The sequence below is a fragment of the Pseudomonas pergaminensis genome (genome assembly GCF_024112395.2).
In the GTDB taxonomy this organism is placed as follows: domain Bacteria; phylum Pseudomonadota; class Gammaproteobacteria; order Pseudomonadales; family Pseudomonadaceae; genus Aquipseudomonas; species Aquipseudomonas pergaminensis.
The window spans coordinates 630,292-648,504 of sequence record NZ_CP078013.2 but is presented as its reverse complement, the minus strand read 5'-3'; the positions used below and the strand labels follow the sequence as shown (position 1 = coordinate 648,504).

The following is an 18,213-nucleotide window of genomic DNA, read 5'->3' as shown; positions in this document are numbered from 1 at the left end:
CCATGAATACACAACCCCTGCGCGTCGGCATTGGCGGCCCGGTCGGTTCCGGCAAGACCGCCCTGACCTTGGCCCTGTGCCTCGCACTGCGCGACCGCTACAACCTGGCCGTGGTCACCAACGATATCTACACCCGCGAAGACGCCGACTTCCTGGTGCGCAACCAGGCCCTGGCGCCGGAACGCATCATCGGTGTGGAAACCGGCGGCTGCCCGCACACGGCGATCCGCGAAGACGCCTCGATCAACCTGGAGGCGGTGGATCAACTCAACCGCCGCTTCCCCGGCCTGGACCTGATCCTGGTGGAGTCCGGCGGCGACAACCTTTCGGCGACCTTCAGCCCGGAGCTGTCCGACCTGACTATCTACGTGATCGACGTGTCCGCCGGCGACAAGCTGCCGCGCAAGGGCGGGCCTGGCATCTGCAAGTCCGACCTGCTGGTGATCAACAAGATCGACCTGGCGCCTTTGGTCGGTGCGTCGCTGGAGCTGATGAACAGCGACACCACCCGCATGCGCAACGGCAAACCCTTTGTGTTCAGCAACCAGAAAACCGGTGTCGGCCTGGATGACATCGTCGCCTTCATCGAACGCCAAGGCCTGCTGACCGCCGCCTGATCAACCCATAAGGAACCTGTCCATGAGCCTCAAGAAACTCTTCACCGCCGCCGCCCTGCTGCTGGCCCCGGCCCTGGCCTTCGCTCATCCGGGCCATGGCGACAATGGCCTGGTGGCCGGCATCAGCCACCCTTTGAGCGGTATCGACCACCTGCTGGCCATGGTGGCGGTCGGCTTGTGGGCCGCCCAACAAAAAGGCGCCGCGCGCTGGGCACTGCCGTGCACCTTCGTGGGCACCATGCTGATCGGTGGTGTGCTGGGTTTTGAAGGCCTGGAATTGCCGGCGCTGGAAAGCGGGATTGCCGCGTCGGTGCTGGCGCTGGGCTTGGCGGTGGCGCTGGCGGTGCGTCCACCGTTGTTCGTGGCAGTCGGGGCGACGGCCTTGTTTGCGCTGTTCCACGGCGTGGCCCATGGCCTGGAACTGCCGGACATGTCCAGCCCTTGGACATATGCGGCGGGTTTTGTCGGTGCAACGGCGGTGCTGCACGCGGCCGGTTATGCCGTGGTGCGCTTCCTGCCAGCCGCAGCGGCGCCGTTGGTGCGGATTGCTGGGGCGGCTTCGGCGGCGACTGGAGCCTGGTTGCTCGCGGGCTGAGTGATGTTGCGCTTTTACGGGCCTCATCGCAGGCAAGCCCGCTCCCACATTTGATTGGGTTTGCAAATCAAAAATGTGGGAGCCGGGCTGCCCGCGATGACGGTCTCAAAGACACCACACAACCCAAGCCTGATACCATGCGCGCCTACACCCCTGCCGTGACGACGCCAGCCAATGCCCAGCGCTTCCCAACCCGCCTTGAACACCGTGCTCACGCACTTCCACAGCCTGATCGTGCCGCTTTGGCAAGGCCCTGGCTGGAACGCCGAGTTGGCATTGCCCTATGAGGCGCTGGACGCCGATCACCAGCCGCTCCCCCCCCAACGCTATCGCGCCATGGCCTGTGCGCGGCAGTTGTACCTGTTCGCCAGCCTGATCGGCGAGCCCGGCGCAGGGTTTGCCGAAGAGCGCGCGGCGGCGCTGTTCCGTTCGCTGCAACGGCACTTCCACGACGCCGAGCACGGCGGCTGGTTCTACAGCATCGACCCGGCCGGCCAGCCGCTGGACAAGCGCAAAGATCTCTACACCCATGCGTTCATCATCTTTGCCTGCGCCCATTACTGGGCCAAGGTGCGCGAGCCGCTGGTGGAATCAGTCCTCAATGCTGCCCTGGAAGTGGTCGCCGAGCGGTTTTCCACCGGCGACGGTTTGTATGAAGCCGTGCTGGAGCGCAACTGGTCGTCCCTCAAGTCCGGCCCGTTGCAGAACCCACTGATGCACCTGGCCGAAGGTTTCCTCGCTACCCTCGCCGTGCGTGAAGATGCACAAGTGCGAGCGGCCCTGCTGGCCTTGGCGACGGCCATGCAGCAGCGTTTCATCGACCGCCAGCACGGCGTGATGATGGAAAAACCGCTGGGCGCTGTGGATAACTGGTTCGAACCGGGCCATCAATTCGAGTGGTTCTTTTTGCTGGAGTCTTCGGATGTGCTGCGCGGTACGCCGCTGCATGCTTCGCTGACGCGGGCTTTCGCCTACGCCGAGCTCAAGGGTGTGGATAACGCCAGCGGTGCGGTCAGCGGCATGTTGGCGCTGGATGGCACTGTGCGCGACGGTACCCAGCGGATCTGGGCCCAGGCCGAGTACCTGCGGGCACTGACCTTGCGGCCGGACAGCGAAGCAGTGCTGCAGCGCCAATTGCTGGCGCTGCAACAGCACTTCTTGCATACAAAAGGCTGGAATGAATGCCTGGATGCCCAAGGTGTGGTGAGTCGGTGGGATATGCCTTCGACTACCCCTTATCATTTGGCGACTTGCTACCAGGGCCTTGTCCAGCATCTTGGGTGAACGCCAGGGCCTCTTCGCGAGCAAGCCCGCTCCCACAGTTTGACCGAGTACATCCTTGAAACACGGTCGAAATGTGGGAGCGGGCTTGCTCGCGAAGGCGTCAACTCGATCTCACTGACCTCACGCAATCCACTTGCGATCCCCGGTAAAGCTGATCGTTAGCCAACGCGCCGCATCCGGCGTGCCGAGCCCTGTGGATATCTCTTCGCGCAGCGCGTCGAGGGTCGCGACGTTATCCACCGGGTAATCCGCCGGCAGCACCACATGAATCTCGATAAACCGCGCCCGCCCGTGCTTTTGCACGTACGACACGTAGTCGTCGAAACCATGTTTGGCCTGCACCGCCTCCATCACTTCGCGCACTTTGTCGTCCAGGTGGTCTGGCGCAATCCCCAGCACCTCGCGCAACGCTGGGCGCAGGATCTTGAACGCCGGTGCCAGCATGCTCAGGGCCAGCAGGATCAGGATCAACGGGTCGACGTATACCGCCCACTCGCCATAGCCCTGGGACTTGAGCAACAGTGCCGCCAGAAAGCTGATCAGCAAGCCCACCGACAGCATCGCGTCCACCAGCCAACTGATGTTATCGAACTGGATCAGCGATGATTTCAGCCGGCGATTGCGGTAGCGCACGTAGAAGAAGTAGGCGAACTCGACGACGGTGAACACTGCCGCGTAGATGATCACCAGCCCCAACTCAATCTCGCGCCCGCCATTGATGATGCCGAACACACCGTTGAGGAACGCATAGATGGCGATCAGCAACAGGAAACTGCCTTCGATCAGCAGCACCATGGGCTCCAGGTGCCAATAGCCGAACTGGAAGCGCTCGTTGCTTTTCTTGGCGATCAGCTTGGCCGTGATCAGCATCAACACCTTGATAGCGGTGGCGATCAGCGAGAAAAAGCCGTCGAACAGAATGGATTGGGCGCCGGATACCACGCCCGTGACGATCCCGGCGATCGCGACAGCGAACATCAGGATGGTCGATTGTTTGAGCAGTGCCTGCTCACCTCGGTTACTCACATTTCCTCCCGTCAAAACCTTAAATCCGCACGGTGCGGAGGGGTTTTACCGGGTGGAGTGTACCTTATGTCGTGTTTTGGCCGATTTGCCGCATGGTTACCGGTAAAAACTGATCCTGTGATGAGCGGGCTTGCCCCGCGCGAGGCAAGCTCGCTCACCACAAAAACCAGCAGGACGGAGCGTCAGCCTTTGGCGCCACGCTCAATCGCAAACCCAGCCCAGGTCTGGCTCACCGGCATCAGTTCCAACCGGTTGATATTCACGTGCGCCGGTGTGTTGAGCACCCAGAAGATCGTGTCGGCGATGTCCTGCGGCTGGATCGGCTCGGCACCCGCATAGGTCGCGTCATAGCGCGCCTGATCGCCGCCAAAACGCACCAGTGAGAACTCGCTCTCGCACAGGCCTGGCTCAATGTTGGTGACGCGCACGCCGGTGCCCTGCAGGTCGCAGCGCAGGTTCAGCGAGAACTGCTTCACGAATGCCTTGGAGCCGCCATACACATGGCTGCCCGGGTACGGGTAGCTGCCGGCGATGGAGCCCAGGTTGATGATACCGGCGCCACGGCCATGGGCGATCAGGCGCGGCAGCAGCAGGCTGGTCGTGGTCAGCAGGCCCTTGATGTTGGTGTCGACCATGGTTTCCCAATCGTCGAGGCTGCACTTGGGCGCAGGGTCAGTGCCCACGGCCAGGCCGGCGTTGTTGATCAGCCCGCGCAGCTTGGCGAACGACGGAGGCAGGTTGGCGATGGCGTCTTCCATGCCTTTGCGATCCCGCACATCCACCACCAGGCCGTGTACTTCGGTCTGCTTGGAAAGCTCTTCGACCAGCGCATTCAGGCGGTCGCCACGACGGCCAGTGAGCACCAGTTTCCAGCCGGCTTCGGCAAAACGACGGGCGCAGGCTTCGCCGAAACCTGAGGTTGCGCCAGTAATAAACAGCGTGTCGGACATGGTGTTCTCCTTGCGGGCATCGGGGAAAAAATCAGCCAGCAGAATGCCCGTACGCCGCGATGGCGGCAACCGCTATGCACACAACTTCACGCGCACCTGATCATTTTTTAACCATGACGAGCAAAGCCATATAAACCGTGGCTTGCAGCTATATGCGCGCAGGTTATCCACAGCTGCGCCCACAGTCTTTGGGGGCAAGTGCAAAATGCCTCAGGCCTTTATACACAAGGGTTTCAGGCGGTTTTAGAAAGTTTTTTGCTTGACCTTGGCGGGAGCGTATGTAGGCCCCAGGAAGAACGGGAAATCGGAACGATGGCTCCAGGCCAGTCATTCCGGCCTCTGCGGCGGTCTTTCCAGAGTTTAGTCACAGACTTATCCACAGGCTGTATAGACATTTTTCGGTCATATACCTGTGTCTTTAAACAGGTTGACAAAGTGCTGGAGCGGTCACTAAAAACCGCCTGATCAAATATTAACCATCGCGCTACAGGCCCCGTATTTATTGGCGTCCAGCCAGCTACACCCACGTTACCCACAGCCGGTTCCACAGCGGATGGGGACAAGTCAAAACTGTGACAAAACAGGGATTTGCGGCGGCTATATGTCGCGCTTTGGAGGGGAGCCAGATTTGTTTTCCACAATTTGGCAGCGGCCTTGTGAACACCGCAAAAACAAATGTGGGAGCTGGCTTGCCTGCGATGCAATCTCCTCGGTTCAACTGATAGACCGAGGCGTTTGCATCGCAGGCAAGCCAGCTCCCACATGCAGCAGCCACCTACAGGAGGCCTGCATCAAGTTTTACATCAGTGCCCGCCGAGGTAGGCGTTGCGCACTTCCTCGTTCACCAGCAATTCCTTGCCGGTGCCGGTCAGGCGAATCTCGCCGTTGACCATCACATACGCGCGGTCCGACAAGCGCAGCGCATGGTTGGCGTTCTGTTCCACCAGGAAGATGGTCATCCCGGTGGAGGCCAGCTCGCGCAACGTCGAGAAGATCTGCTTCACCACAATCGGCGCCAGGCCCAGGCTCGGTTCATCCAGCAGCAACAGCTTGGGCCGGCTCATCAGCGCGCGGGCGATGGCGAGCATTTGCTGCTCGCCGCCGGACATGGTCATGGCGCGCTGGTTACGCCGCTCCTTGAGCCTTGGAAACAGCTCGAACATGCGCTGCATATCTTCCTGGGCAAACTTGTCGCCAATCGGGATGGTGCCCATCAGCAGGTTCTCCTCGACGGTCATGTCAGGGAACACCCGCCGCCCTTCCGGCGACTGCGCAATGCCGTTGGAGGCGATGTAGTGCGACGACTTGTGGGTAATGTCCACGCCGTTATAGATGATCTGCCCCGACTCGGCCCGTGGCTGGCCGAAGATCGACATCAGCAGCGTGGACTTGCCCGCGCCGTTGGAGCCAATCAGGCTGACAGTTTCGCCTTCATTGATGTGCAGCGAGACTTTTTTCAGGGCCTGGATTGGGCCGTAATACACGTCCAGGTCCTTCATTTCGAGGATAGGTGCACTCATACCAACTCCTCTTCGTCAGCGCCCAGGTAGGCGGCAATCACTTTCGGGTCGTTGCGGATCGCGTCCGGCTCGCCTTCGGCGATCACGTTGCCGTGGTCGAGCACCACGATGTGGTCGGAAATACTCATCACCATGCCCATGTCGTGTTCGATCAGTACCACCGTGAGGTCGTGTTCGTCGCGCAACAGGCGAATCATCGCGCTGAGGGCTTCGGTTTCCTGGGGGTTGAGGCCCGCAGCGGGTTCGTCCAGGCAGATGATCTGCGGCCGGGTGCACATGGCGCGGGCGATTTCCAGGCGGCGCTGTTGGCCGTAGGAGAGTTCACCCGCCAGGCGGTTGGCGCAGTCCACCAGGTCCACCACTTCCAGCCAGTAGAAGGCGTGGTCGAGGGCATCGCTTTCAGCCTTGCGGTAGCCCTTGGTGTTGAGAATGCCCGCGAGCATGTTGCGGTTGACCCACATGTGCTGGGCCACCAGCAGATTCTCCAGCACCGACATTTCCTTGAACAGGCGAATGTTCTGGAAGGTACGCGCCAAACCGGCACGGTTAACCAGGTGGGTGCCGCCGAACATCTTGTAGTAAACGCGGCTGAAAAAGCTCCTGGGCGACACAAAGTCGGTGGCCTTGAAGCGCTCGCCCAGCAGTTGGATCACGTTGGTCTGCTTGCCACGGATGTTGAGTTCGATCTTGCCGCCGCTGGCTTTGTAGAAACCGGTGAGGCAGTTGAACACTGTGGTCTTGCCGGCGCCGTTGGGGCCGATCAGGGCGAAGATCGAGTTGCGTTCGACCTTGAGGCTCACGTCGCTCAAGGCCTTGATGCCACCGAAGTGCATCATCAGGTGTTCCACGGAGAGCACGACTTCCTTGCTCATGGCGCTACCCCCTTACGTGGCGTCACACCGGTGCGGCTGATCCGGATCAGGCCGCGCGGTCGCCAGATCATCATCACTACCATCAACACGCCAAACAGCAGCACGCGGTACTCGGAGAAGCTGCGCAGCAGCTCGGGGGCGACGGTCAATACAAAGGCCGCGATCACCACGCCCACCGTCGAGCCCATGCCGCCCAGCACCACGATGGCCAGGATCAGCGCCGACTCGAAGAAGGTGAACGATGACGGGTTGACGAAGCCCTGGTAGCTGGCAAAGAACACACCGGCCAAACCGGCAGTCGATGCACCGATGGTGAAGGCCGAGAGCTTGACCAGCACGTGGTTCAGGCCCATGGAACGGCAGGCGATTTCATCTTCGCGCAGCGCTTCCCAGGCGCGGCCTACCGGCATGCGGGTCAGGCGATGCTTGATGTACAGCACGGCCAGCACCACCAGGAACAGCACAATGTAGATGAACAGGAATTTGATGTTGGGGTTGTAGTCGATGCCGAAGAATTCATGGAAGGGAACCCCGCCATCCTTCGCGCGCTTGCCGAACTCCAGGCCGAGGAAGGTCGGCGAGGGCACCGGCATGCCGTTGGGTCCGCCGGTAAACGACAGCCAGTTGTTGAGCACCAGACGGATGATTTCACCAAAGCCCAGGGTCACGATGGCCAAATAGTCACCGTGCATTCGTAGCACCGGGAACCCGAGTATGCACCCCGCCAACGCTGCGGCGATGGCCGCCAATGGCAACACGGTCCAGAAGCCCAGGCCCAGGTATTGATAACCCAGAGCAAGGCCGTAGGCGCCGATGGCGTAGAACGCCACGTAACCCAGGTCGAGCAAGCCGGCCAGGCCCACCACGATGTTGAGGCCCAGGCCGAGCAACACGTAGATCAGCCCGAGGATCACCACGGTCAGCAGGTACTTGTTGGCGAAGATCGGAAACACGATGGCGATCACGATCAGTGCTGGGATGATCCAGCGCAGCCGCGACTTGTAGTCCGGCGCCAGCACATGCACGCCAGAGCCACTGCTCTCGAAGCCCTGCAAAATCTTCACGCCCTTGGGGGTTTGCAGGAACAGGCTCATGGCAAAGCGGCCGACCATCACAATGGCCACCAGCAGGCCCACGCGGGCCGGTTCCAGGTTGAAGCTGTAGCCGTCGAGTACAACGCCGACGATCGGACCGAACACGATCAGCGAAATCAGCCCGGCGAGGACCGTATCGACCACACTTTTCTTGATATCGATTGGTTTGGCAGCAGACATGTTTACACCTTCGCCACAAGTGGGCGACCAAGCAGGCCCTGGGGACGGAAAATCAGAATCACCACCAGCAGGGAGAAACTGAACACGTCTTTGTAGTCAGAGTTGATCAACCCCGAGAACAACGACTCGGAGATACCGAGGATGATCCCGCCCAACATCGCCCCAGGCAGGGAGCCGATGCCGCCGAGTACCGCTGCGGTAAATGCCTTGATGCCGATGATGAAGCCGGCATAGAAGTCGAAGGTGCCGTAGTTGAGGGTGATGAGCACGCCGGCCAATGCAGCCATGGCGGCACCGATGACGAACACGTAGGAGATCACCCGGTCGGTGTTGATGCCGAGGATCGACGCCATCTTGCGGTCTTGCTGGGTCGCGCGGCACATGCGGCCGAGCTTGGTGTACTTGATCACGTAGGTCAGCAGGGCCATGCCGGCGAAGGCGGCGACCAGGATGAAGACTTTGGTATAGGTGAGCTGGACGAACCCGCTGCCGATGTCGACACGCCAGGCCCCGGCCAGCAGGGTAGGAATACCTTGTTGCTTGGCGCCCTGGGCGATCTGCGCGTAGTTCTGCAGGATCAGGGAGATGCCGATGGCGCTGATCAGCGGTGCCAGTCGGGTGGAGTTGCGCAGCGGTTTGTAGGCGACACGCTCGATGACCCAACCGTAAACGCCAGTGACGACCACGGTAAAGATCAAGGTGCCGAGAATGAGCAGCGGGAAGGATTCGATGCCGAAGTAAGCCAGCAGTGCCAGACTGATCGCCGCGAGGTAAGCGGAAATCATATAAACCTCGCCGTGGGCGAAGTTGATCATGCCAATGATGCCATAGACCATTGTGTAGCCGATGGCGATCAGGCCATAGACCGACCCGAGGGTCAGGCCGTTGACCAGTTGCTGCAGGAAAATACCATCCATAACGCAATCTCACGCGGTGAGCACCTGCACACCGGTGGGTGTGCGGCGCTTCTGGAGGAAAAAACAGAGTCGTTGCTGGACACGATGCAGTTGGCAACCTCGATCCCCTGTGGGAGCTGGCTTGCCTGCGATAGCGGGTTCACATTCAACACAGGTGTCGACTGTCAGTCCGTCATCGCGGGCAAGCCCGGCTCCCACAGTGGCTCTGTGTTGCCTGCGTGGTCGCGTTAATGCTTACTTCTGTTTTTCCAGCTGATGGTATTTGCCGTCTTTATCCCACTGGTAAACCACGTAGTCGGAGATTTTCAGGTCGCCCTTGGAATCCCAGGCTTTTTCGCCCATGACGGTTTTTACCGGGTGAGCCTTGAGCCACTTGGCGGCATCTTCACCCTTGTTGGACTTGGCACCGTTGAAGCCGGCGGCCAGGGCCTGGACCGACGCGTAGGCGTACAGGGTGTAGCCTTCTGGCTCGGTACCGTTCTTACGGAACTCTTCCACCACCGCCTTGCTGTCTGGCAGCAGGCGCGGGTCAGCGCCGAAGGTCATGTACACGCCATCGACGTATTGCTTGCCGCCAGCGGTGGCCACCAGTTCGTCGGTCACAACACCGTCATCGGACATGAACTTCACGTCTTTCAGACCGGCTTCACGGATCTGGCGAACCAGTGGACCGGCTTCCGGGTGCAGGCCGCCGAAGTACACGACGTCGGCACCGGTGGAGCGGATCTTGGTGACCAGGGCGCTGAAGTCCTTCTCGCCACGGGTCAGGCCTTCTTCCAGCACTGGCTTGACGCCGCGCTTGGTCAACTGGGCAGCGGTAGCGTCAGCCAAGCCTTTACCGTAGGTGTCCTTGTCGTTGATCACGGCGACTTTCTTGCCCTTGAGCACGTCGACGATGTAGTCGCCGGCAACGATGCCTTGCTGGTCGTCACGGCCGCACATGCGGAACATGGCGCCCAGGCCACGTTCGGTCACTTGTGGGTTGGTGGAACCTGGGGTGATCGCGATGATGCCCGCTTCGTCATACACCTCGGACGCCGGGATGGTGTTGGAGGAGCAGAAGTGGCCGACCACGCCGATCACTTTGTCCTGGTCTGCCAGGCGGTTGGCCACAGCCACGGCCTGCTTGGGTTCGCAGGCATCGTCGCCGGCAACCAGCACGATTTTCTCACCGTTGATGCCGCCGGCCTTGTTGATCACATCGGCTGCCGCTTGGGCACCCTTCATGTACTGCTCACCGAAAGCGGCGTTGGCACCGGTCATCGGCCCCGCTACGCCAATCTTCACATCAGCTTGAACAAACGCAGAAACACCCAGCGCCGCTGCAACGGCGAGGGCCAGAAAACCTTTCTTGTAAAACGTCTGGGACATGAGTGGTGCTCCGATATTTTTGATTTTTGGCACGACAACTTGCGTTCAAACTTTTCACTGAAAGCCCAGAGCAAGGCGCGTGCCATTACGTTTTTATTCTTCAAAAAGACACGGTGTCATTGTTATTGCAGGCGTTTCGCCTCCATTCGCCAGGACGTGCAACCCTCTAGCATCAGAAGGTGCAACCAATGGATCCAAAAAGTACAACCTCAGCAGGTCGCACCTGCAACCAAAGCTATAAACGACAGTTCCTACAGCTGTAACAGACGGCGTAACGGAACTGCACATTTACAGTGCGTGATTGCTACGACTTGCACCAATACAGATTAGTAGCGTGCTAAGAAAATGCAGGCTTCTGAGCGGTATTTCGCTGATCAGATAACGATCCTCAAGCATTGCCCAGCGTGATACAGCGAGAATCCTGCTTCATAAAGACAGCTGCGCAGTCCCACCCCGGCCAACGGCTGCATAGGCGCGAATGGGATCGGCAACGCCTGGGGATTCTGGTGACACAGGTAGTCGGCAAACGCCTTGCCGACCACGCTGCCGGTGGTCACGCCACGCCCGTTATAGCCCGTGACTGCCACGAGGCCAGGGGCGGGCTCGAACAGGCGCATCAAGTGATCCGGGGTGAAGGCGATGCAGCCGGTCCAGGTGAATTCCCACTGCACCGATTTGAGGTACGGGAAGTAATGCTGCTGCACCCGATCGGCCCACGCCTTGAGGAACCATGCCGGTTTCTGGTTGCCATTGCCCAGGCTGCCGAGCAACAGACGGCCATCGGCATCACGGCGGATGCTGCTCAGCACCTGGCGCGTGTCCCAGGAGCCCTGGCCACCGGGCAGGATCTGTTTGGCGGTGTCGTCCGTCAGCGGAGCCGACGCGACCTGATAGTAGTAACCGGGGAAAAAATTGCGCCGCAGTTCGGTCCATTCGCCTTCGGTGTAGGCATTGGAGGCGATCGCCACCTGTGCAGCCTGCACTAAACCCTGGGCGGTCTGCACCGACCAGTGCGCGCCTTGGCGTTCAAGCTGGGTGACGGGAGAATGGTCGAATAACTGCCCGCCCAGGCCGACCGCCGCGTTGGCCAAGCCACTGGTATAGGCCATCGGGTTCAGGGTGCCGGCGCGCCGGTCCAGCAAGGCGGCAGCGATTTTCCGGGTACCGGTGGCCTGCTCGCAAGCCTGGCCGGTGAGCAGTTCCACCGGTGCGCCACGGCGCTTCCATTGTTCTTCGCGACTGCGTAAATCCGCCTCGCCACGGGCGTTGTGCGCCATGTGCAAGGTGCCTTCACGGCGCAGTTGGCAATCGATGGTGTATTTGTCGATCAGGCTGAACACCAGCGACGGTGCCGCGCCCAACATGCGGTTGAGCTGGCTGCCCACCGCCTCGCCAAAACCGGCTTCGATGTCGTCCGGCGGGATCCACATGCCGGCGTTGACCAGCCCGACGTTGCGCCCCGAACCACCATGCCCGGTGCGATGAGCCTCCAGCACGGCGACGCTTTTACCCTGCTCCAGCAAATGAATGGCTGCCGAAAGGCCCGTGATCCCGGCGCCGATCACACACACATCGACCTTGACCTCACCCTTGAGCGCCGCACGATCCGGCCGGCCAGGGGTGAGGTGCTCCCACAAACATGTTTCGCGTAGTGCCATTGCCAGACTCCGGGATGAAACCTAACAAACAACTGTTATTTTGAATTGCAAACCCAATCAAATGTGGGAGCTGGCTTGCCTGCGATGCAGGCACCTCGGTGTATCAGGTACCCCATGGTGATGCTATCGCAGGCAGGCCAGCTCCCACATTGATCGCGCTTCGACTTCAGGAATCAGTCGAAAGTAATGCCCTGGGCCAGCGGCAATTCCAACGAGTAGTTCACGGTGTTGGTCTGGCGACGCATGTACCCGCGCCACGCATCCGAACCCGACTCACGCCCGCCGCCGGTCTCTTTCTCACCGCCAAATGCGCCACCGATTTCCGCGCCGCTCGGGCCGATGTTGACGTTGGCGATGCCACAGTCACTGCCGACCGCCGACATGAACTGCTCGGCTTCACGCACGTCGGTGGTGAAGATGCACGACGACAAGCCTTGCGGCACGGCATTGTTCAGGCGCAGGGCATCGGCGAAGTCGGTGTAGCCCACCACGTAGAGAATCGGCGCAAACGTCTCGGTGCACACCACATCACTTTGCTCGGGCATTTCCACAATCGCCGGCGACACGTAATAAGCGTTGGGGAATGTGTCTTCCAGTTGGCGCTTGCCGCCGAACACCTTTCCGCCTTCGCTCAAGGCTTGCTCCAGGGCGTCCTGCATGTTGTCGAAGCCATGCTTGTCGATCAGCGGGCCGATCAGGTTGCCTTCCAGCGGGTGGCCGATGCGCACCTTGGAATAGGCGGCCTTGAGGCGGGTGACGATTTCATCCTTGACCGATTCATGGGCGATCAGGCGGCGCAGGGTGGTGCAACGCTGGCCGGCAGTGCCGACGGCGCTGAACAGGATGGCGCGCACGGCCATGTCCAGGTCGGCACTTGGGCCGAGGATCATCGCGTTGTTGCCGCCCAGCTCAAGGATGCTGCGGGCAAAACGTGCGGCGACTTTCGGCGCCACTTCGCGGCCCATGCGCGTGCTGCCGGTGGCGCTGATCAGGGCGACGCGCGGGTCATCCACCAGCGCGGCACCGGCATCACGACCGCCGATGATCACCTGGCTCAGGTACTCGGGGGCGCCGTCGAATTTCTTCAGCACACGCTCGAACAGCGCCTGGCAGGCCAGGGCGGTGAGCGGGGTCTTTTCCGACGGTTTCCAGATCACGGCGTTGCCGCACACCAGGGCCAGGGCGGTGTTCCACGCCCACACGGCCACCGGGAAGTTGAAGGCGCTGATCACGCCGACCACGCCCAGCGGGTGCCAGGTTTCACGCATGTGGTGGCCCGGACGCTCAGAGGCGATGGTCAAACCGTACAGCTGGCGCGACAGCCCGACAGCGAAGTCGCAAATGTCGATCATTTCCTGCACTTCGCCCAGGCCTTCCTGGGTAATCTTGCCGGCTTCCCAAGACACCAGTTCACCCAGGTCCGCCTTGTATTCGCGCAATACATCGCCAAATTGGCGCACCAGTTCGCCACGGCGCGGGGCCGGCACCTTGCGCCAGGCGTCGAATGCATGCTCGGCGCGACTGACCTGCTGCTCCACCTCGGCGGCACCTTCCCAGTGCACGCTGCCGATGCGGCTGCCATCAATCGGCGAATGCACGGGCTGTTTGCCCGACTGGTACAGCGCCGGGTTTACCCCGAGACGATCAAGCAATGCGGCAACCATGGGTCACTCCTTCAATCTACAAACAGAAAAATTGCGCCGCCACCGACACGGCGATCCAGACCTTATTTGTAGCTGGCCCAAGACTTGCCAACAAACGACGATTAGGCGAGATATCATTCCGTTTATTCATGCAAAGAATAAAAAGAGGCGTGCCGTGCTGAACAAAAGACATTTGCCCTCGATCACTGCCCTGCAGTGTTTCGAAGCCGCCACCCGCCACTTGAGCTTCACCCGCGCCGCCGAGGAGCTGAACCTCACGCAGAGCGCGGTGAGCAAACAGGTGGCGCAACTGGAAGAACTGCTGCAACACCTGCTGTTTCGCCGGGTGCGTCGGCGCTTGCAGATGACCCCGGCAGGCGACCTGTATCTGGTGGAAGTGCGCAAGATCCTCACCCAGGTGGAGATGTCCACCCATTACCTGCGCTCCTACGGCGGCGAAACCGAAGTGCTGCGCGTGTCCACGCCCTACACCTTCGGCGCGCGCTGGCTGGTGCCGCGCCTCAAGGGCTGGCGCCTGCGTCATCCGCAGATCCATTTGGACCTGTGCAATGAACAGGAGCCGGATGAATTGTTGCAAGGCAAGGCCGACATGGCCTTCTACTTCGGCCAGGGCTCACGGCCGGGCACCGAAAGCCTCAAATTGTTCAGCGAAGCGTTGGTGCCGGTGTGCGCGCCAGAAAGCCTGCCGGCGCAGCCGTTCACCGATCCCACGCAACTGAGCGACCTGGTGCTGCTGCAAAACGCTTCGCGTCCCCAGGGCTGGCACGACTGGTTTGCCAGCCAGGGCTTCCACACCGAGCACAGCTATCACGGGCCACGCTTCGACACCTTCTATATGTGCATTCGGGCCGCGCAGGTGGGCTGTGGCGTGGCGTTGTTGCCGCGCTTTCTGGTGGAAGAAGAGTTGGCCGAAGGCAAGCTGGTCATTCCCTGGCAGCATGCAATGCCGAGCCAGGATGCGTATTACCTGGCCTACCCCGAACATTCGGCGGAGGTGCCCAAGGTGCGTGAATTTGTGAAGTGGATGATGGAGCAGGTGCTTTAGCGCCTGGAGAATCGCCGTCGCGAGCAAGCCCGCTCCCACACTTGAAATGCATTCCAAAGGTGGGAGCGGGCTTGCTCGCGAAGGCGTCGGTAGCTCCAGCGCAAAAAATCACTGGCAAAACCCCACAGGTCTATGCGCCACTAGCCCCCTTCCTCAATTGTGCGTAAAGGTCGGCGCCCATCGCCGACCCGTCTGGAGATTCCCGTTATGAGCGAGAGTGTGTTTGCCGATCGCATCGTGCAGAACTTGCTCGACACCGACTTCTACAAGCTGACCATGATGCAGGCGGTGCTGCACAACTACCCCAACGTGGAAGTTGAATGGGAGTTTCGTTGCCGTAACAGCGAAGACCTGCGCCCGTACCTGGCGGAGATCCGCTACCAGATCGAGCGCCTCGCCGAGCTGAGCCTGAGCCCGGACCAGTTGGGTTTCCTGGAACGCATCAGCTTTATGAAGCCGGACTTTTTGCGCTTCCTCGGGCTGTTCCGCTTCAACCTGCGCTACGTGCAGACCGGCATCGAGAACGGTGAGTTGTTCATCCGCCTGCGCGGGCCGTGGCTGCATGTGATCCTGTTTGAAGTGCCGATGCTGGCTATCGTCAGCGAAGTGCGTAACCGCTATCGCTACCAGACCGTGATCCTCGAACAGGCCCGCGAGCAGCTGTACCGCAAGTTCGACTGGCTGACCGCCAACGCCAGCAGCGACGAGCTGTCCGAGCTGCAAGTGGCTGACTTCGGCACGCGTCGGCGCTTCTCGTACCGTGTGCAGGAAGAAGTGGTCAGCGTGCTCAAGCATGACTTCCCCGGGCGCTTCGTCGGCACCAGCAACGTGCACCTGGCGCGCGAGTTCGACATGAAGCCGCTGGGCACCATGGCCCACGAATGGATCATGGCCCACCAGCAACTCGGCCCGCGCCTGATCGACAGCCAGATCGCCGCGCTCGACTGCTGGGTCCGCGAATACCGTGGCCTGTTGGGTATCGCCCTGACCGACTGCATCACCACCGACGCGTTCCTGGGCGACTTCGACCTGTACTTCGCCAAGCTGTTCGACGGCCTGCGCCATGACTCCGGCGATCCCGTGCAATGGGCAGAAAAGGCCATCACCCACTACCACAAGCTCGGCATCGAGCCGATGAGCAAGACCCTGGTGTTCTCCGACAGCCTGTCGTTGCCCAAGGCCCTGGAGATATTCCGCGCCTTGCGGGGTCGGATCAATGTGAGCTTTGGCATCGGCACAAACCTAACCTGTGACATTCCAGGTGTCGAGCCGATGAGCATCGTGCTTAAAATGACCGCCTGCAATGGCCAGCCCGTCGCGAAGATCTCCGATGAAGCGGGCAAGACCCACTGCACCGACCCGAATTTCGTCGCCTATTTGCGTCATGTTTTCAAAGTACCTGCCATCTCTAGCAAGGAGTGAATCATGCAAGCCGTACAGCGTGAGATTGCTGAACAGCTCAAGGTCCAAGCACCGTTCAACGACCAGGCGGCCCTTGAGGCCGAGGTTGCCCGCCGCGTGACCTTTATCCAGGACTGCCTGCGCAATTCCGGGCTCAAGGCGTTGGTGCTGGGCATCAGCGGTGGCGTCGATTCCCTGACCGCAGGCCTGTTGGCCCAACGTGCGATGCAGGAACTGCGCGCCAGCACCGGCGATGAGGCCTACCGTTTTATCGCCGTGCGCCTGCCGTACGAAACCCAGTTCGATGAGATCGACGCCCAGGCGTCGGTGGACTTTATCGAGCCGGACGAGCGCCACACCGTGAACATCGGCCCGGCGGTGAAAGCCCTGGCCAATGAAGTGGCGGCATTTGAAGGCAAGGCCGCGGTGTCCCGCGACTTCGTACTGGGCAACACCAAGGCACGCATGCGCATGGTGGCGCAGTACACCATCGCTGGCGCGGCCGGTGGCCTGGTGATCGGTACCGACCATGCGGCGGAAGCGGTGATGGGTTTTTTCACCAAGTTCGGTGACGGCGCGTGCGACCTGGCGCCGTTGAGCGGCCTGGTGAAGAACCAGGTGCGTGCGATTGCGCGGCACTTTGGCGCGCCGGAATCGTTGGTGGAGAAGATTCCGACTGCCGACCTCGAAGACCTGTCGCCGGGCAAGCCGGACGAAGCGTCACATGGCGTGACCTACGCCGAGATCGATGCATTCCTGCACGGCGAGCCGGTGCGTGAGGAAGCGTTCAAGATTATCTGCGACACCTACCGCAAGACCGAGCACAAGCGGGTCATGCCGTTTGCGCCGTGAGGTGAACCAGATAGGCTTGTGCTGACTGTTAGACCGCTATCGCAGGCAAGCCAGCTCCCACAGTTGACTGAGTTCCAGCATGAGAATGCGCTTGAATGTGGGAGCTGGCTTGCCTGCGATGAACGATGACTCAGTTCAACTGAACGCCCACAAAAAAGCGCCCCTCGAGGCGCTTTTTTTCGATCGGAATCGGCTTACTTAACAGTCACAGTGCCTTTCATCATCGAGATGTGGCCTGGGAACGAGCAGAAGAACGCGTAGTCAGTCCCGGCTGCCAGCTTCGACACATCGAAGGTCACCGAGTCTTTCTCGCCCGCACCGATGATCTTGGTGTGGGCGATGATGCGGTCATCACCGGGTTTCAGGTAGTCCTTGTCGATACCAGCGGCCATGCCGTCAGTGGCAACCGGCTGCATGTTGGCGGCACTGGTCAGCACCCAGTTATGGCCCATGACGTTTTTCGGCAGGTTGCCGGAGTGAGTCAGCTCGACGGTGAATGTCTTGCAGCTCTTGTCGATTTCAATGGCTTTGGTGTTGAAGGACATTTGGTCAGTGGAGTCGACAGTGACCTTGCACTCTGCAGCAAGCAACTGGCCGCTCGCCAGAGTCAGCAGGGAAACAGCAACGAGTTTGGCAAACATGTGAATCTCCAAGGCAGGGTTTAGAAAACGCGTATTGCGACAAAGGGTGCCTGAAGCAGGCAGGAATTCTTATGATCTGAATCAACAGATTGTATACAACTTTAGGCTATCAGACTTATCAACACAATCTACCAGCCAAAGTACTGCCACCTGCCTATGATCGGCCCATCACCCACTGGAGTCCGAGCCATGCACCTCAATCAACTGTTCAACGGCCTGCTGGCCGCTTACGCCTGCGGTAAGTGAAGGCCAAGCGCACCTTGAAGCTGCTACCATGTCGTCCCAAGGCAGCTGCGCGCCGCCACCCTCACCTTCGACCCTAGAGGATCGCCCATGGCCAAACCTAATTACTCCTTCGCCAAACGTCAGAGAGACTTGGCCAAGGAACAGAAGAAAGAGGAAAAACTGCAACGCAAGAAAGCCGCTGCAGATGAAGAAGCCGGCGCACTGAACCCGGATGCCGATGGTGAAGTAACGAGCGACGAGCCCGAAACACCAAAGGATCCGGCTGAATAATTTCCTTTGT

The 18,213-nt window shown here is 60.4% G+C and carries 17 protein-coding genes; 7 read left to right on the top strand and 10 right to left on the bottom strand.

Annotated elements, in window-relative coordinates; translation table 11 throughout:
* Positions 1-2 precede the first annotated feature (2 nt).
* From ureG to KUA23_RS02855, 3 genes are all read left to right on the top strand, one after another.
* Entirely contained in the window at positions 3-617 is a 615-nt protein-coding gene (ureG, locus tag KUA23_RS02865) for an urease accessory protein UreG (protein WP_016972570.1), read from the top strand.
* Between the two features lie 22 nt (positions 618-639).
* Positions 640-1,212 (top strand): HupE/UreJ family protein, encoded by a 573-nt coding sequence (locus KUA23_RS02860; protein WP_078046628.1) that lies wholly within the window; start codon positions 640-642, stop codon positions 1,210-1,212.
* Positions 1,213-1,386: 174 nt separating this feature from the next.
* Positions 1,387-2,496: an AGE family epimerase/isomerase gene (locus KUA23_RS02855; protein WP_346356371.1), complete on the top strand. Its 1,110-nt coding sequence runs from the start codon at positions 1,387-1,389 to the stop codon at positions 2,494-2,496.
* A 120-nt stretch (positions 2,497-2,616) separates the two neighbouring features.
* On the opposite strand, the gene KUA23_RS02850 is transcribed toward KUA23_RS02855, so the two are convergent.
* From KUA23_RS02850 to amaB, 9 genes are all read right to left on the bottom strand, one after another.
* The gene (locus tag KUA23_RS02850) at positions 2,617-3,522 is read right to left on the bottom strand and encodes a cation diffusion facilitator family transporter (protein ID WP_078046626.1); all 906 of its coding nucleotides are present in this window, start codon (positions 3,520-3,522) and stop codon (positions 2,617-2,619) included.
* Between the two features lie 182 nt (positions 3,523-3,704).
* Positions 3,705-4,472 carry an SDR family oxidoreductase gene (locus tag KUA23_RS02845; protein ID WP_078046625.1) on the bottom strand — a complete coding sequence of 256 codons (768 nt, stop codon included), beginning with the start codon at positions 4,470-4,472 and terminating at the stop codon, positions 3,705-3,707.
* A gap of 803 nt (positions 4,473-5,275) precedes the next feature.
* Positions 5,276-5,992: an ABC transporter ATP-binding protein gene (locus tag KUA23_RS02840; protein ID WP_078046624.1), complete on the bottom strand. Its 717-nt coding sequence runs from the start codon at positions 5,990-5,992 to the stop codon at positions 5,276-5,278.
* Positions 5,989-6,864, bottom strand: coding sequence for an ABC transporter ATP-binding protein (locus tag KUA23_RS02835; RefSeq protein ID WP_252993419.1), 876 nt, complete (start codon positions 6,862-6,864; stop codon positions 5,989-5,991). The genes KUA23_RS02840 and KUA23_RS02835 overlap by 4 nt, the downstream gene beginning before the upstream one ends.
* Positions 6,861-8,138 (bottom strand): high-affinity branched-chain amino acid ABC transporter permease LivM, encoded by a 1,278-nt coding sequence (gene livM / locus KUA23_RS02830; RefSeq protein WP_078046623.1) that lies wholly within the window; start codon positions 8,136-8,138, stop codon positions 6,861-6,863. Before livM ends, KUA23_RS02835 begins: the two co-directional genes overlap by 4 nt.
* A gap of 2 nt (positions 8,139-8,140) precedes the next feature.
* On the bottom strand, positions 8,141-9,055 hold the full coding sequence (locus tag KUA23_RS02825; RefSeq protein ID WP_010213575.1) for an ABC transporter permease subunit: 915 nt from the start codon (positions 9,053-9,055) through the stop codon (positions 8,141-8,143).
* A gap of 234 nt (positions 9,056-9,289) precedes the next feature.
* Complete coding sequence (locus KUA23_RS02820) at positions 9,290-10,426, bottom strand: branched-chain amino acid ABC transporter substrate-binding protein (RefSeq protein WP_078046622.1); 1,137 nt, start codon at positions 10,424-10,426, stop codon at positions 9,290-9,292.
* Between the two features lie 374 nt (positions 10,427-10,800).
* Positions 10,801-12,084, bottom strand: coding sequence for an L-pipecolate oxidase (gene amaA, locus KUA23_RS02815; RefSeq protein ID WP_252993418.1), 1,284 nt, complete (start codon positions 12,082-12,084; stop codon positions 10,801-10,803).
* 173 nt (positions 12,085-12,257) lie between these two features.
* Positions 12,258-13,748 carry an L-piperidine-6-carboxylate dehydrogenase gene (gene amaB / locus KUA23_RS02810; protein ID WP_252993417.1) on the bottom strand — a complete coding sequence of 497 codons (1,491 nt, stop codon included), beginning with the start codon at positions 13,746-13,748 and terminating at the stop codon, positions 12,258-12,260.
* 154 nt (positions 13,749-13,902) lie between these two features.
* On the opposite strand from amaB, the gene KUA23_RS02805 reads away from it, so the two are divergent.
* The 3 genes from KUA23_RS02805 (at position 13,903) to nadE (ending at position 17,046) form a co-directional block, all read left to right on the top strand.
* Positions 13,903-14,793 carry a LysR family transcriptional regulator gene (locus tag KUA23_RS02805; RefSeq protein ID WP_099493497.1) on the top strand — a complete coding sequence of 297 codons (891 nt, stop codon included), beginning with the start codon at positions 13,903-13,905 and terminating at the stop codon, positions 14,791-14,793.
* A gap of 207 nt (positions 14,794-15,000) precedes the next feature.
* Complete coding sequence (gene pncB / locus KUA23_RS02800; RefSeq protein ID WP_252993416.1) at positions 15,001-16,215, top strand: nicotinate phosphoribosyltransferase; 1,215 nt, start codon at positions 15,001-15,003, stop codon at positions 16,213-16,215.
* Between the two features lie 3 nt (positions 16,216-16,218).
* A complete protein-coding gene (gene nadE, locus KUA23_RS02795; RefSeq protein ID WP_078046618.1) occupies positions 16,219-17,046 on the top strand; it encodes an NAD(+) synthase in 828 nt (275 codons plus the stop codon).
* A gap of 194 nt (positions 17,047-17,240) precedes the next feature.
* Here nadE and azu read toward each other — a convergent pair whose 3' ends face one another.
* Positions 17,241-17,687 carry an azurin gene (gene azu, locus KUA23_RS02790; RefSeq protein WP_010213586.1) on the bottom strand — a complete coding sequence of 149 codons (447 nt, stop codon included), beginning with the start codon at positions 17,685-17,687 and terminating at the stop codon, positions 17,241-17,243.
* Positions 17,688-18,020: 333 nt separating this feature from the next.
* On the opposite strand from azu, the gene KUA23_RS02785 reads away from it, so the two are divergent.
* The gene (locus KUA23_RS02785; protein ID WP_100491614.1) at positions 18,021-18,203 is read left to right on the top strand and encodes a hypothetical protein; all 183 of its coding nucleotides are present in this window, start codon (positions 18,021-18,023) and stop codon (positions 18,201-18,203) included.
* Positions 18,204-18,213 lie beyond the last annotated feature (10 nt).

Coding starts and splice junctions, on each gene's coding strand:
- ureG (WP_016972570.1), top strand. CDS start 3: ATGAATACACAACCCCTGCGCGTCGGCATTGGCGGCCCGGTCGGTTCC.
- KUA23_RS02860 (WP_078046628.1), top strand. CDS start 640: ATGAGCCTCAAGAAACTCTTCACCGCCGCCGCCCTGCTGCTGGCCCCG.
- KUA23_RS02855 (WP_346356371.1), top strand. CDS start 1,387: ATGCCCAGCGCTTCCCAACCCGCCTTGAACACCGTGCTCACGCACTTC.
- KUA23_RS02845 (WP_078046625.1), bottom strand. CDS start 4,472: ATGTCCGACACGCTGTTTATTACTGGCGCAACCTCAGGTTTCGGCGAA.
- KUA23_RS02840 (WP_078046624.1), bottom strand. CDS start 5,992: ATGAGTGCACCTATCCTCGAAATGAAGGACCTGGACGTGTATTACGGC.
- KUA23_RS02835 (WP_252993419.1), bottom strand. CDS start 6,864: ATGAGCAAGGAAGTCGTGCTCTCCGTGGAACACCTGATGATGCACTTC.
- livM (WP_078046623.1), bottom strand. CDS start 8,138: ATGTCTGCTGCCAAACCAATCGATATCAAGAAAAGTGTGGTCGATACG.
- KUA23_RS02825 (WP_010213575.1), bottom strand. CDS start 9,055: ATGGATGGTATTTTCCTGCAGCAACTGGTCAACGGCCTGACCCTCGGG.
- KUA23_RS02820 (WP_078046622.1), bottom strand. CDS start 10,426: ATGTCCCAGACGTTTTACAAGAAAGGTTTTCTGGCCCTCGCCGTTGCA.
- amaA (WP_252993418.1), bottom strand. CDS start 12,084: ATGGCACTACGCGAAACATGTTTGTGGGAGCACCTCACCCCTGGCCGG.
- amaB (WP_252993417.1), bottom strand. CDS start 13,748: ATGGTTGCCGCATTGCTTGATCGTCTCGGGGTAAACCCGGCGCTGTAC.
- pncB (WP_252993416.1), top strand. CDS start 15,001: ATGAGCGAGAGTGTGTTTGCCGATCGCATCGTGCAGAACTTGCTCGAC.
- nadE (WP_078046618.1), top strand. CDS start 16,219: ATGCAAGCCGTACAGCGTGAGATTGCTGAACAGCTCAAGGTCCAAGCA.
- azu (WP_010213586.1), bottom strand. CDS start 17,687: ATGTTTGCCAAACTCGTTGCTGTTTCCCTGCTGACTCTGGCGAGCGGC.
- KUA23_RS02785 (WP_100491614.1), top strand. CDS start 18,021: ATGGCCAAACCTAATTACTCCTTCGCCAAACGTCAGAGAGACTTGGCC.